This is a genomic window from Bacillus sp. DNRA2 (genome assembly GCF_012843265.1).
Taxonomy (GTDB): Bacteria; Bacillota; Bacilli; order Bacillales; family Cytobacillaceae; genus Bacillus_BU.
Window position 1 is genome coordinate 58315 of the sequence record NZ_JABAIT010000008.1, and the last position, 13943, is coordinate 72257.

General features: G+C 38.4%; 17 protein-coding genes. 7 read left to right on the top strand and 10 right to left on the bottom strand.

Features of this window, described 5'->3' with window-relative positions; genetic code table 11:
- Positions 1-12 precede the first annotated feature (12 nt).
- Complete coding sequence (locus HHO41_RS08940; RefSeq protein WP_169097639.1) at positions 13-441, top strand: VOC family protein; 429 nt, start codon at positions 13-15, stop codon at positions 439-441.
- Positions 442-538: 97 nt separating this feature from the next.
- Here the strand turns inward: HHO41_RS08940 and HHO41_RS08945 are convergent, their stop codons facing one another.
- From HHO41_RS08945 to HHO41_RS08965, 5 genes are all read right to left on the bottom strand, one after another.
- Positions 539-886, bottom strand: coding sequence for a MaoC/PaaZ C-terminal domain-containing protein (locus HHO41_RS08945; RefSeq protein WP_169097641.1), 348 nt, complete (start codon positions 884-886; stop codon positions 539-541).
- On the bottom strand, positions 883-1278 hold the full coding sequence (locus HHO41_RS08950; RefSeq protein ID WP_169097643.1) for an FAS1-like dehydratase domain-containing protein: 396 nt from the start codon (positions 1276-1278) through the stop codon (positions 883-885). Before HHO41_RS08950 ends, HHO41_RS08945 begins: the two co-directional genes overlap by 4 nt.
- The gene (locus HHO41_RS08955; RefSeq protein WP_169097812.1) at positions 1275-2369 is read right to left on the bottom strand and encodes an acetyl-CoA C-acyltransferase; all 1095 of its coding nucleotides are present in this window, start codon (positions 2367-2369) and stop codon (positions 1275-1277) included. The genes HHO41_RS08950 and HHO41_RS08955 overlap by 4 nt, the downstream gene beginning before the upstream one ends.
- A complete protein-coding gene (locus HHO41_RS08960) occupies positions 2347-3828 on the bottom strand; it encodes an AMP-binding protein (protein WP_169097645.1) in 1482 nt (493 codons plus the stop codon). Before HHO41_RS08960 ends, HHO41_RS08955 begins: the two co-directional genes overlap by 23 nt.
- 78 nt (positions 3829-3906) lie before the next feature.
- Entirely contained in the window at positions 3907-4461 is a 555-nt protein-coding gene (locus HHO41_RS08965) for a biotin transporter BioY (RefSeq protein ID WP_169097647.1), read from the bottom strand.
- 202 nt (positions 4462-4663) lie between these two features.
- Between HHO41_RS08965 and HHO41_RS08970 the strand changes: the two genes are divergently transcribed.
- Complete coding sequence (locus tag HHO41_RS08970; protein ID WP_169097649.1) at positions 4664-5287, top strand: hypothetical protein; 624 nt, start codon at positions 4664-4666, stop codon at positions 5285-5287.
- Positions 5288-5325: 38 nt separating this feature from the next.
- On the opposite strand, the gene HHO41_RS08975 is transcribed toward HHO41_RS08970, so the two are convergent.
- The 4 genes from HHO41_RS08975 to HHO41_RS08990 all read right to left on the bottom strand — a co-directional run bounded on the left by HHO41_RS08975 (position 5326) and on the right by HHO41_RS08990 (position 8471).
- The gene (locus HHO41_RS08975; protein ID WP_169097651.1) at positions 5326-5802 is read right to left on the bottom strand and encodes a flavodoxin family protein; all 477 of its coding nucleotides are present in this window, start codon (positions 5800-5802) and stop codon (positions 5326-5328) included.
- A gap of 131 nt (positions 5803-5933) precedes the next feature.
- Positions 5934-6281, bottom strand: a complete 348-nt coding sequence (locus tag HHO41_RS08980; RefSeq protein ID WP_169097653.1) for a GIY-YIG nuclease family protein — start codon at positions 6279-6281, stop codon at positions 5934-5936.
- Positions 6282-6348: 67 nt separating this feature from the next.
- Positions 6349-7104 (bottom strand): DUF2087 domain-containing protein, encoded by a 756-nt coding sequence (locus HHO41_RS08985; protein WP_169097655.1) that lies wholly within the window; start codon positions 7102-7104, stop codon positions 6349-6351.
- Positions 7105-7235: 131 nt separating this feature from the next.
- A complete protein-coding gene (locus tag HHO41_RS08990; RefSeq protein WP_169097657.1) occupies positions 7236-8471 on the bottom strand; it encodes an AraC family transcriptional regulator in 1236 nt (411 codons plus the stop codon).
- Positions 8472-8719: 248 nt separating this feature from the next.
- On the opposite strand from HHO41_RS08990, the gene HHO41_RS08995 reads away from it, so the two are divergent.
- From HHO41_RS08995 to fabF, 4 genes are all read left to right on the top strand, one after another.
- Positions 8720-9091, top strand: coding sequence for a DUF485 domain-containing protein (locus tag HHO41_RS08995; protein WP_169097659.1), 372 nt, complete (start codon positions 8720-8722; stop codon positions 9089-9091).
- Positions 9088-10656 (top strand): sodium/solute symporter, encoded by a 1569-nt coding sequence (locus tag HHO41_RS09000; protein ID WP_169097661.1) that lies wholly within the window; start codon positions 9088-9090, stop codon positions 10654-10656. The genes HHO41_RS08995 and HHO41_RS09000 overlap by 4 nt, the downstream gene beginning before the upstream one ends.
- 258 nt (positions 10657-10914) lie before the next feature.
- Positions 10915-11850 (top strand): beta-ketoacyl-ACP synthase III, encoded by a 936-nt coding sequence (locus HHO41_RS09005; protein ID WP_348981251.1) that lies wholly within the window; start codon positions 10915-10917, stop codon positions 11848-11850.
- A gap of 47 nt (positions 11851-11897) precedes the next feature.
- Positions 11898-13136, top strand: coding sequence for a beta-ketoacyl-ACP synthase II (fabF, locus tag HHO41_RS09010; protein ID WP_169097665.1), 1239 nt, complete (start codon positions 11898-11900; stop codon positions 13134-13136).
- A gap of 66 nt (positions 13137-13202) precedes the next feature.
- Here the strand turns inward: fabF and HHO41_RS09015 are convergent, their stop codons facing one another.
- The gene (locus HHO41_RS09015) at positions 13203-13454 is read right to left on the bottom strand and encodes a hypothetical protein (RefSeq protein WP_169097667.1); all 252 of its coding nucleotides are present in this window, start codon (positions 13452-13454) and stop codon (positions 13203-13205) included.
- A 244-nt stretch (positions 13455-13698) separates the two neighbouring features.
- Here HHO41_RS09015 and HHO41_RS09020 point away from each other — a divergent pair, with 244 nt between their 5' ends.
- Positions 13699-13890: a DUF2281 domain-containing protein gene (locus HHO41_RS09020; RefSeq protein WP_169097669.1), complete on the top strand. Its 192-nt coding sequence runs from the start codon at positions 13699-13701 to the stop codon at positions 13888-13890.
- Positions 13891-13943: the final 53 nt, after the last annotated feature.

The following is a 13943-nucleotide window of genomic DNA, read 5'->3' on the forward strand; positions in this document are numbered from 1 at the left end:
GAGGGGATTTATATGCCGATTGAAGCGTATTTAAATTTTGATGGGAATTGTCGTGAAGCAGTTGAATTTTATGCAGAAGTGTTTGAAACGGGAGCACCACAAATTATGACATTTGGTGAAGGCCCACAAAACCCAGACTATCCTTTACCAGAAGAGGCAAAACACTTAGTCATGCACGCTAATATCATCGTAAGTGGCAGCCGCTTAATGTTTTCAGATGTTTTTCCAGGGATGCCGTTTACACAAGGGAATAACATTAGTTTAACCGTATTAAGTAAGGATGAAAATGAACTTAAGGTGTGGTATAACAAGCTTAAGGACGGCGGTAAGGTGAATATGGAGCTTCAGGAAACATTCTGGAGTAAATGCTATGGAAGTTTAACCGATAAATTCGGAATTGAATGGCAATTAAGTATGGAACCAGAAGAAGCGCAAGGTTAATTTTCATTAAGTTCTATTGAAGTGTAGCTCCAATCTACCGCATTGGAGCTATATTTTTATTGAGTTTTTTCGAAACGTAGCTCCAATCAGCCCCTTCTTATTGTTTTATTAGGATGGTAGCATTAATAATTGGTTTTTTGGCACACACACCTTTGATGGTCCATTTATCACCAACATGGTTTATGGATAAAGTCACCGTATCACCTACAAAGACGGGGGCAATAAACTTCATCTCATACGAATAAGGTAAATCGTTTGGTTTAAGAAAATGGCTTGATAATACACTCCAAACCTTTCCCATTGTTAATAATCCATGACTAATCCGATTGGGGAATCCATGAACTTTGGCGTATTCTTGATCCAAATGAACAGGGTTGAAATCTCCAGAAACATGAGCAAACGCTTCAATATCAGCTTCACTTATGATAAATTCTATCGTTTTCATATAACACCACCACAGACAATTTGATAATTTCCTTCAAAACAAAGTTTACCTTGCATATCCACAATGACTAGAGATTGTTTCACTAGATAAAAACCTTTTCGCTCAGTATGCTCTGTTAAATAAATGTGCGCTTTGTAAGTTTCTCCGATATACATCGTTTGATGATACGAGCATTCTTGTTTGCGGTGAAGGATAGGTTCAGTCAACTGCCAAGGAAGGTTCAACAGTTTGTAAGCAACCAACGGCATGGTTGGTGGAAGTGGCATTGTTTTAAATCCAAAATTTTTAGCTGCTTCCACACTTTGGTAAATTGGATTTGGGTCAGACATTACTTTCATAAATTCAGTAACGTCCGTTTGATGAAATATGATAGAAACCTCACTAGTTTTCATTGTACCACCTCAAATAAAATTGCCATACCGATGCCGCCACCACTACCAACTGCAGCAATTGCATATTTTGCAGCTGCCATTCTTTGAACTTCATAAAATAATCGGGTTACAAGGACTGCACCAGAAGCTCCGTATGGATGCCCTAGTGTTAAAGCCCCACCGCGAACATTTACCTTTTCAATTGGTATGGATAGTTCATTTGTACAAGCTGCTATTTTGGAAGCAAACGCTTCATTTATTTCAATCAAGTCAATATCGGCGATTGTAAGTTTGTTTCGTTCAAGTAGTTCAGATATCGCCGGAACTGGTGAAATGCCAGGAAAATTCGGATGGACACCGGCTATAGCACTGTCTACAAAACGAAGCACTGGCGTGTATCCTTGAGAACGAGCCGCTTCTTCTTCCATGATTAATACTGCACTGGCGCCATCATTTATCGCACAGCTGTTTGCTGCGGTTACTGTCCCATTTTTATCAGTAAAAAGCGGCTTTGCACGTCTTAATAATGCTTCCATATTACGTTTTTTGGTAAATTCCTCATCGCGTGCTTGCTCTTCAATTGGGACTATTTCTGCTTCGAAAATCCCTTGCTCGAGGGATGTCCAACTTCTTTCATAGCTTAATAGAGCAAAGTGATCCTGAGTCTCACGGCTAATCCCATAATACTGTGCAACAAATTCTGCTGCTACACCCATGTCAGGGTCACCGATTTCAAGAGGAGCAAAGCGGGCTCTTGTTGGAAACGGTGAAGTTGATGTACTCTCGACCCCTCCGGCAATATAGCTAATTCCGGCACCAGCTTTAATGAAGCAGGCAGCGATTCTGATCGCTTCTAATCCTGCACTACATTGGCGATCTAAGGTTAGTCCAGTTACGGAAAGGGGCAGACCAGCTTTTAACGAAGCGACGCGAGCCACATTACCGCCAGGGCCGACAATATTACCGAGAATCACCTCATTAATGGTTTCAATTCCGGTGGCTAAATGACGAATGATAGGAGCAGCGAGGTCAGAAGCATCCAAGTGCTTAAACATGCCATTTTTCTTTCCAATTGCTGTTCGTTTTGCATTAACAATGACTGCGGTTGGCATCATTCTTCACCTCGCTTTCTATTAATTGCTTTAATTCAGCACGTGCAATTTTTCCGCTAATGGTGTGCGGCATTTCCTCTACAAAAACCCATTTTCGCGGGATTTTAAAGGAGGCCAACTCATCTTTGCAGTGTTTGACTAATCCTTTTTTTGTGGTGTTCCCAACGACAACTGCTGCGACGATTTGTCCCCAGTATTCATCAGTCAGACCAATAACAGCAACCTCGTCAATGTCTGGATGGGAAGATAAAACTTTTTCAATTTCTTCCGGAAAAATATTAATACCGCCGTAAAGAATCATATTTTTCTCTCGACCAACTAAATACAAATATCCATCTTCGTCAAAATAGCCCATATCATCAACGGTTATCCAACCTTCCTTATCAGCTATTATCGTGATCGAGTCATTTGATTGATAAAGATACCCCATAAACACCATTTCGCTTCGCACGTATATTTTTCCAATTTCATTAACTTTAGCTAATTCATTATCTTTAGTGCGAATTTGCAATTCAACCTTGTAGCAAGGCTTTCCGACAGAGCCGGGTTTTAGTTCTTGCTCGTGATTGTTTAAGACCGTCACAAAGCTAAGCTCGCTTGCTCCGTAGTACTCGTACATCGTTAAATTTGGAAACCAACGACGAATGCTCAGCTTTGAAGCTTCCTCCCATTTTGCCCCAGAGGATATCATGGTTAGCTGTTTTGAGATGGGTTTACATTGCTTCAAAAAGGCTTGTACCATCGTCGGAACGACAAAAACGGTAGAGATCGACTTTTCTTTTAAAATCGAAAGGGTGAGGGAGGGGTTGAATTTTTCGAGTAAGTAAACTGTCCCTCCTAAGTATAGTGTGCTGATAGCGCCATACAGAAAATGTGAATGGATCAAAGCGCCAGGAATAAGCACAGACTCAGAGCCGTCCATCGCAAAATCATAAATATTACAGATAAAGCTCGCAGTCCATGAAGCATGTGAGCGCACAAACGCTTTAGGATCCCCAGTTGTACCAGAGGTGAAACCCATATAAAAGGGGAGTGCGGGATTCGGCTCCTGTATTAGAGGAGTTGCCTGTAATATGCTGATATGGCATTCCTCCCAAATCAAGATTTCTCCCGAAAAAGGCCTAATTTTTTCTGCCATTCTACGAGTTGTGATAAGGATTGAGGGACGAGAAAGAGACAAACGTTTGTCAATTTCCGCAACTTGCCACTTTGGGTCAAATAGAACTGAGGTCCAACCAGCCTTTGCTGCACCAGCAAATAATTGTAAAAATGGAATGCCATTTGGTAAATATATCCCCAATGTTGGTGTTTTTTCATGTAAGCTAATAAGCCAACCTGCTGTTTTTTCAACTATTTCATTCCATTGCTTATATGTAATCGTTTGTTGTCCTATCTGAATCGCCGGGCGATTAGGAAATTCGCTAGCGTTTTTTCCATATGTCGCAGTAATCGTTGTCATTGCTACTCTCCTTTTGCAAAGAAACTTTATGTTCTAAAACATTTAATATGAAGAAAAAGGAGACACGATTGCGTCTCCTTAGGAAGCTTTTGCAAGATTTTTTTGTAATGCCGGGTGTTTTCTTAATCGATAGACTACTAGTGAAGCTAAAACAGCTTTAATTACATCACCAGGAATATAAACAAGGCTTAATTTAATTGCTTCTGCTACTGGAATATCCATGATAAATGCTTGGACAGGGATCCCGAAAAGGTAAATTAACAAAATGCCGACAGTTAGGTTAACTAGCATAATTTTTCCAAGTTGTACAGTACGTAAGTGAGACACTAAATATCCAATGACAAAAGCAGTGATGGGATATGCGATTAAATATCCAGCACTAGGTCCAACAAATACGCCGATACCGCCACGACCTCCAGATAGGAGTGGTAAACCTGTTGCAACAAGTAATAAGAATAAAGTGATACTTAACCCACCTAATCTTGCACCTAAAATTCCACCTGCTAGAAGGACACCGATAGTTTGAAGTGTAATAGGAACAGGCGTAAACGATAACATAATCGGTGGCACAAAGCCAAGAGCCCCCATAATTGCAGCAAATAAAGCTACATAAGTCATTTCTTTAATTTTCATTATTTCCTCACCATTTTCTTAAATATTTCGACTTTTTTTCCTCTTTTTTTCATTTTAGTTTGGTCAAAAGATATTGTCAACTATTAATTAAATAAAGTTAACAATAAATAAACGGCTGGAATCTGGACAAGACAGTGGAATAACCGTCTCGTTTTTGAAAAACGAGAATAGTATGACTATATAATGAAAGGGGTGTTGATGTGTGGGAGAAGACAATGAACGTTTGAACAATGAAGGTCCAACTTTCGAGAAATGGAGTAAGCAAAGGATGATAAGTTCAGGACCAATCGAAGCTACACCAAATACAGAAATAATATCTGTAAATATAATAAATGTAGATCCTGTACAACCACGTGATATCATTGTGGAAATTAAGAATTGGACAACTTGTCCACCAACCGAACTGGGTAAAATCATTCTCCTGTGTGGAGAACAGGTTAATCCAAATGATATTGGCTATCAGCAAGATGAAGGGGTACAGGGGTTTGACCCAACGATTCACCCGTTTGAAGAAGAGGATGATATTCCTGCTTTGACAAAGCCGTTAGTTTTTAAACTCCCACCACAAATGCAGCTCACTGTCTTGGCAGATTTCCCACAACCACTATTATTGCCCTCAAATCCTTGTTACGAGGTCAGAATATCACTCATTAATACTAGTAATATGTTAATCAGCAGTTTTGGTTTAAATGATGAATTTGAACCACAAGTGGGGAACACAGTATTACATCATCAATTTTTTACTTTAAACCCTATAATGATTGAATCTCCCGAAAATCCCGGTTCCACGAATAATCAAGACTTTGGAAATAAAAAAACTGAGTGAGGAATCTCACTCAGTAATTGTTGTCGAATCAGTCAGACCTAGGTCCCATTTTTAAGCTTTTGCAGAATATCTTGTGCCCAATGTTCCGCATGCTCGAGTTCATTGGCTTTTAGTGGACCTTCACATTTTGTAACAAGAAAACTTTCGGGTTTACATATTGTTGCAATTCCAAACTGCTTAAGTTTTTTTGTTATTTTTTTAGCGGCAGAGCCTGATATCAAAATGTGCATATTATACCTGGTATCAAATACTGCAGCATGTTTGATATAATTCTTTTTTGCTGCCAGCTGATCCAAAAATCGCGACATCTCATGTGTCGGCTTATGGCTGTGTGTTGGGCTTCCAATGATTAATAGGTCGATGTCAGCTATATCATCCGGCTCTATTTCATGATGAATGGATCCAGCGATAATCTTACAATCATTGCATAGTTCCAAACCGATGCGATCAGCGATTCTTTTTGTGTTTCCAAAAATAGAATCATAGACAATTACAACCGAAAAACTCCGTTTCATTCAAGCCCTCTCCCTATTATTACCGAAAACTAAAATACCAACTTAAATTTACCATAATTAACAAAAGAAATGGCATTTTAATTATTGGAATTTTAGCAGTATAAAGGGGATTTGTTGACAAGTCTGTGTTTTTAGCGGTTATAGCCTTGATCTCCGTAAGGCTTAAGCTCGTTTAGCCATTTTTCTTCAAGTTTTTTAAGTTCACGTTTTTCATCGAAAAAGGCTGATTCTTTTGGTTTAAGCACTTCTAAAATTTCAAATTCAAAGGCATCTTTTCCGTATTCATTCCATGCTTGTTGAAGTAGAGGATGAGTGTAATCTGTACCTGACTCCAACATGAATTTTTTGCCATTTAATGTTTTGAAGTTTCTGGTGCTATCGACGTAAATTTTGCCGTTAATTGTATTTTTGATTTGATAGATTCCGCCTTCTATTTTTGTTTCTTTATATTGCTGCTTTAATTCTTTTTTACGATCCATCGTGATAGTCTCCTTTATTATTATTTTGCGTTGTTAATGAGTAAGTGATTTCCGTTCCAGGCACTTCCTATTTTTTTAGCCAGTATTCGCTTCCGTCTGGCTTTCGGTCTAGGAAGCCGTATTCAATCAGGTAGCGTCTGATAGTTACGAAATCAGCGTGAATTGGTTTGATGATTTCATTCAGTTCTTTTTCAGTAAGGATACTGTCTGATTTTATCCGTTTAGTGATCTCCTGAAGAATAATAAGTTTTTGTTTTTCTTTTTTGGGAAAAACTTTCAGGGGACCATCCGTTCCTTCTGGAAAGAATTTTGCGAGTGTTTCTTCTTTATCCTTTACGGTAACATTGTACCGCTCATCCACCATAGTTGCTGTTTTATGGGGAGCTAGGAAGGTGGGGGCGTTCTGGTCTTTTTCCTTCAGCAGTTCCATTAACGTTAAGAACATTTTCGCTTGGCGTTCTTTTTCTTTTAAGACAAAACGGTGATTTCGGATGGTTGATGCACTACCGATTCCCATTTCCTTTTGAATTTCAGCATCATTTTTACCCTGGTAAAATAACTGCAACAAACGATTCTGATGGTCGGTTAATCCGGTTAATTTTTTATTCAAACTGATTAAATAATCAAAAACGGAATGATGTTGCTTATAAATATGAACGCTCATAAACTTTTCAGCTTCATAAAATATGTTATCAAGAGGGTAAATTACACCTTTTTCAATTCTTTCTCCGCACAATAGGCAGACGTAACCGTTAGTTTCCTCAAGGTAGCCTCGCTTTAATTCATTAATATCTGCATTCCAAAATAACTCAGATAGTTCCATTTATAAACACATCCTTAAATTGTCTATCTCTACACAAACATTTTACGTTAATGTTTTATAAAATACAACAAATCTATGACTAGAAAACATAAAAACGCACACCACTAATGGCGTACGTTTAGAATGAGGTATTAATAAAACAATATTTCTTTTGTGGCTCGGTATTCACTTGGAGTAAGTCCAACATATTTTTTGAAGGTGTTACTAAAATAATTAGGGGTATTAAAGCCCAGTTCTTCGGCAATTTGTTCAAGCGTATTATCAGAGTGGCGTATTAACGCAATGGCTCTTTGTAAGCGAACGAAACTAACATATTCCACGTAACTCCGACCGGTTTCTTTTTTAAATAGCCTACTAAAGTAGGTTGGACTAAAGTTGATATGCGCTGCCACCTTTGTACAAGTGATTTCATCCGCATAATGTTCAGCGATATATTCAATACTTTTTAAGATGGTTGGGTCCTGTGCTGTTTCATCATAATAACGAAGTTCAAGTCGTTCAAAAGGAGGGGTCCGTCTAGCCGTCTTTGCCTCGATATAAGATTTATACAAGAGTTGAGGCTCGCTGTATATACTACCAATACCGATAAACAGAAATATTCCATATTGTTGCTGTAATTCTGTGATGACCTCCAATATGATATCTTCACCTTGCTTCCAAAACCTAGGTGAAGTAAAACCAGTTGGAACACGGAGGAGCATCAACAAATGCTTACGATAGGGCACGAAGAAGATTTTACCGTTTAATTTTTCAAAATGCCGTTCAAAGCATTCTTGAATGATTTGGTGTGCTTGCCATCCTTCTATTTTCTCCCGGTTTGCTATGTTCACGTAACCTTGAATAAAGCAAACTGTGTTAGGAATCATTTTAGAACTGTTGAACAACCCAGATTCGATTATTTCTTGCTCAGATGTAACATCACCACGAAGCAAGCGCCGCAAAAACAATCCCTGAAGCGCTTCATGATCCTCATAATCATAGTGAGGAATGTTTGTTTGTTGTACATGAAATTGATGATAAGTAGTTTTTGGCTCGAGAAATGCTTGTTTAATTTTTCGAATAAACACGTTTTTCCGTAGAGGTTTAACAAAAAAGTAGGGCAAATTTAGCTCAATCGTAACTGATGCCGTATGTAATAGCTCATTATTGACAATAGGAAATACGATTAGTTGAGGATTGTGCTTTTTCAATCTTTTAATAAAGACCCAATCTAATAATTTACTAATTTCGACGACTAAAATGCGGTAATCGAAAGAAGGGTCTATGTTAGAAATAAGAAGTGAATTATTGTGGAATTCCTCTTGCAGCCACATGGTAAGCTTGTCTTTTTCATTGATATCATTGATGATTAGCTGAATGCTATCCAATGCCATCCTCCTCCATTCAACACACATCTATTTGATTATCCCTTTCCTATTATAACGAAAATATTTTGAAAATAGCAAATATTTATAAATTTATGACAATTATCTGCAAGGTATTGTCTGACAATTTACAGTAAAATCAAGACAAGCATCAGTTAAGATTTGTTGCAAATTGATGAAAAGGGGGATAGAACAAAAGGGGAAACGAACTCTTACGATGCATTTTAGTTAAAAGAGGAGGAGATGAACCAATGGCAGGCGAGTATACTGAATATGATTATGTAGAAGCAGGCAAGATTGACGTAAAAGATCTACCACCACTAGACACTGAAACAAATAATATCATGAAAAAAGAGTTTGGGACAGGAATTACCCTTTCTTTATTCTATTATGTATTTGTTTTCACGATCCCAGTATTAAACTGGTTCGCTCCAGATTTTATGTTTTCCCAGATGTGGGGAGGAATGAGTGTATCTTGGTTTTTCACAGCAATTGTATCAATGGCTATGGCGTTTATCATCGCTTATGTACATACACACTTGTATGAAAAACGCTTAAAAGCATCACAAAGCCCTCTCGACAAAGATGTTAACAAATCTAATGATGGGAGGAGCATTATATGATCCAAACGCTACTCGAACCAAAAATGCTCATGACGATCATCCTAATGGGAACTATCGTCTTCATCACGTATTTAACTAAACGAAATGCAAGTGCGTCTGACTTCTTCGTAGGCGGACGGAGTTTTGGCTGGTTTACAAACGGGTCAGCAATCGGGGGAGACTACCTTAGTGCAGCAACCTTCCTTGGTATTGCAGGTCTTACCTTCCAATTAGGCTATGATGGTGCTTATTATGCATTCTGTTTCTCAATTGGTTTAACGCTATTGGCTATTTTCGTTGCTGGTCCACTTCGTCGTTTTGGTGCTTATACAGTTCCGGATTTCTTAGCTTACCGCTTTCATAGTAAACGCGCTAGATTAGCAGCTGTTGCTGTTGTATTAGCCATTTCCGGTTTCTATGCAGCCCCACAATTATTAGGTGCAGCTCAGATTTTAACGATGTTCTTTGGTACTTCCTATGAATTTGGAATCATTTTTACTTGCACAGTAATGATTTTCTATGTTGGTGTAGGGGGTATGAAAGGGACTACACTTAACCAAGCATTAGAATTATGGATTCGTTTGGGATGTTTCGTCCTGATGGTTGCAGCAGCTATTTATGGCGGCTTACATTATCCAAAAATTCTTGCTGGATTAACTGAATTTACAGGATCAATCAAAGGAACTGCTCAATTTGCTCTTGATGGTAAAGATGTTGTACATGATGGACAATCATGGTCTGGTACAGGAAACTACTTCCCAAGCTTCTGGCAAACTGTATCAATGACAATCGCCTTATCTCTAGGAACAATGGGCTTACCACATATTTTATTACGTTTCTATACGAATCCAAGTGCAAAAGCAGCTCGTAAATCAGCATTAATGGCAATTGGAATTGCATCTGTCTTCTTCTTCTTTGCAGTATATCTAGGTGCAGTAGGTCGTTCAATTTATCTTGCAGGCACAGCTGATCCACAAGTTATTAAAGACTTAGTACTTGGTGGAAACAACATGGTTATTCCTTCAACAGCTCAAGCTCTTGGTGGAAAATGGTTATTAGGTTTAGTTATTGCAGGTGCATTTGCTGCGATTTTCTCAAACTTATCTGGTTTATTTATTGCCAGCTCCGGAGCACTTGCACACGATCTATATGCAAACCTTTTCCGCAAGAATATCAGCGAAAAACAACGTGTTATTGCTGGTAAAGTATCGATTGTCATTCTAGGTATTCTTTATGGTGCATTAGGTTTAATGGTTAAAAATGCTTCAATTGGTCACTTGGTTGCTCTTGCTTTTACAGTGGCAGCTAGTACTTTCACACCAATCTTCATCCTTGGTATTTGGTGGAGAGGTATGACTGAAAAAGGTGCAATTGCGGGTCTTATCATTGGATTAGCAGTTTCAATGTATATGATTTTCTTACCAACTACATTACCTGAGTTTTTACAATTTAAAATTCCTGGAATCATCACGGTACCAGTTGGTTTCTTATCTGTATACATCGTTTCTAAGCTTGACCGTAAAGTTCCAGCCGATGTTAACAGCTTTATGAAGAAGGTTCATTCGAAGGAATCTGAGGTTGCATAATCCGGATTTTAAAAATGATGCACTTCGACAAAAACATTAAGTTTTTTGACAACGCTTACATTGTTCGACAAACGTTTTCTATTAATACTTCCTTCTATATTGTTAGACTGCTACCTGTTAGCAGTCTCTTTTTTATTTCACAACTTTAGTGGTTTTCTGTTTCCTTTCTTCACTTTTTCGCAAGAAGCGTTTATAATGTTATATGAGATATTATGACCTAGTCTTAAAAACAAATGTTAGGGTGATGTAATGAAACGGGTGGGGATTGTTGGAATTGGGACATACGTTCCAGAGCAAATTGTGACAAACATTGATTTAGAAAGTAAAATAGATACTAATGACGAATGGATTCGTACCAGAACCGGTATTGAAGAGCGTCGAATTGCCGGAGAAGATATCGATACTTCGCATATGGCAATAAAAGCGGCAGAGCGTGCCCTTCTAAATGCAGGATTAAAGGCTAGTGAAATTGATATGATTTTAGTTGCGACAGCAACACCAGATCAGCCATTTCCATCGGTTGCCTGTATGGTACAGGAGGCACTTGGTGCTAGAAACATTCCAGCCATGGATGTTGGAGCTGCATGTTCTGGTTTTATATATGCAATGGCCACTGCAAAACCTTTTATTGAAACAGGTACTTATCGAAATATTTTAGTGATTGGCAGTGAGAAATTCACGAAAACACTAGATTGGAACGACCGAACGACATGCGTTTTATTTGGAGACGGTGCAGGCGCCGTCATTCTCAGTGAGGTCTCAAGTGATAAAGGCATCCTTTCAGTAGATTTAGGTGCTGACGGAAGTGGTGGGGATACTTTATACATTGATTCTGAAACTGGTAAAATAAAGATGAATGGTCGTGAAGTTTATAAATTTGCCGTTCGCCAAATGCCTGAGTCCAGTTTGCATGCAGTAGATAAAGCAGGGCTAAAAAAAGAGGATGTTGATTTTTTGATTCCGCATCAAGCTAATGTTCGAATCATTGATGCTGCCAGAGAACGGTTTGGACTTGACAAAGACAAGGTATCAACCGCTGTTACGAAACATGGGAATACCTCAGCAGCATCGATTCCCTTAGCCTTGTTTGAGGAAATTGAAAAAGGTTTAATCCAAGATGGCGATACCATCGTCCTCGTCGGCTTCGGCGGCGGCCTAACCTGGGGTTCGGTTTGTATGAAATGGGGCAAGTAAACTAACGGCATAATTGCCAAATATATATGATTTGGGGAGAAAAGCTAATGAAAAAAAGAGTAGTAGTCACAGGGATTGGAGCCATTACTCCACTTGGAAATGATGCTTTTTCAACATGGGAAAACATTAAAAGTGGCGTTTCCGGTATTGCTCCAATCACTAAATTCGACACAGAAAAGTTTAACGTTAAAGTTGATGGAGAAGTAAAGAACTTTCAACCAGAGGAATTTATGGACGCTAAGGAAGCGAAACGAATGGGGCGCTATACCCAGCTAGCTGTCGCTGCAAGTAAAATGGCAATCATGGATGCTGGTGTTCAAATTGGTGAAGATGTTGACCCAGAACGTGTTGGTGTATGGATCGGTTCTGGAATTGGCGGCTTGGATGAATTCGAGGCGCAACATAAGCGCTACCTTGATAAAGGACCACGGCGTGTTAATCCATTTATTATTCCGATGTTAATTCCTGACATGGCTGCAGGGCGTGTATCTATCGAATTGGGCGCAAAGGCAATAAATAACTGCTCGGTAACTGCCTGTGCCTCTGGATCGAACTCAATTGGTGATGCTTTTCGGGTGATCCAAAACGGTGAGGTTGATATGATGGTAGCGGGTGGTACAGAAGCAGCCATCACGGAAATGACTTTAGCAGGATTTTCAAATATGACTGCCCTATCAACGAATCCAGACCCCAATACTGCTAGCCGTCCATTCGATAAAAATCGCGATGGATTTGTCATCGCCGAAGGTTCTGGAATCATTATATTAGAAGAGCTTGAACATGCTCTAGCACGTGGCGCGAAAATTTACGGTGAGATAGTCGGCTATGGTGCAACAGGTGACGCACATCATATTACAACACCGGCTCCAAATGGTGAAGGTGGACAACGAGCTATGAAGCTTGCTTTAAGCGATGCTGGATTAGCTCCTGAACAGGTTGATTATATTAATGCACATGGTACAAGTACTTTTTATAATGATCTCTATGAAACGAAAGCGATTAAGGAAGTATTTGGTGACCACGCATATAAACTATCAGTTAGCTCAACTAAATCAATGACAGGCCATTTATTAGGTGCAGCTGGTGCAATTGAAGCGGTATTTTCTTTATTAGCAATCCAGGATGGTATCATTCCACCTACCATTAATTTAGAAAACCCTGATGAAGAACTAGATTTAGATTATGTACCTAATGTAGCGAGAGAGCAGGAAGTAAATATTGTTTTATCGAATTCACTAGGATTTGGTGGACATAACGCTTCATTAATTTTTAAAAAATATGAATAAATAAAGATAACCCCGCATTAAACTGGTAAGCAAGTTTAATGCGGGGTTTTTTAAGTTATTCTGGCTTTATTGTGGCTTCGAAATAGGAAGTCTCTCTTCTACAGGTAAATAGCTCTTTTTGCTTAACACTAAGGGAACTAAAACCGCAACAGCCATCGTAATCATAGCCACTTTAAAAGAAACAACTGTCCAAATGGTAATGGATGCTAAAAATATTACAATAAATCCGAGGAGAACCTTGTATTTATTGAAAAATTCAGTAATTTTTTCTCTCTTTTTTTGCCTCTTATACTCGACAAAATCGATTATCTTATTCATTTCGATCCCCTCAACAATTTCAAATATTTAGATATTTTCAGTTAATTATACTTTTACCAACTTTCTATAATTTTGTCAATAGTGTTTTTTAACAACTTTGTGAATTTGGGGCCGCTAAATGTAATGTTAAACCCGCAAAATGTTAATACTGTCAGTAATTTTTGAAGGTTTTGTTAACATCGCCATATTGGAAAATAAACATGCTATAATGTAATCAAGTCAAATAAACACAGGAGTGATTGCCATGAACGAGGCAAAGGAAAAATTATTAAAACTAATTAATGAAATTCCAGAAAGTGAAGTAGCTGATGTTTTAGACTTTGCGGAGCGTCTACCAGAGTTGAATTTATATAAGGAACTTACCAGTGAGGATAAAGAAGTAGATATCCAATATTGGGATAGTGATATTTATGATGAAGTTTGGAAAGATTTGTAATCATCTCTATTCCATTACATTACAAAGATTAAAACGCGCACAGCATTTATAAA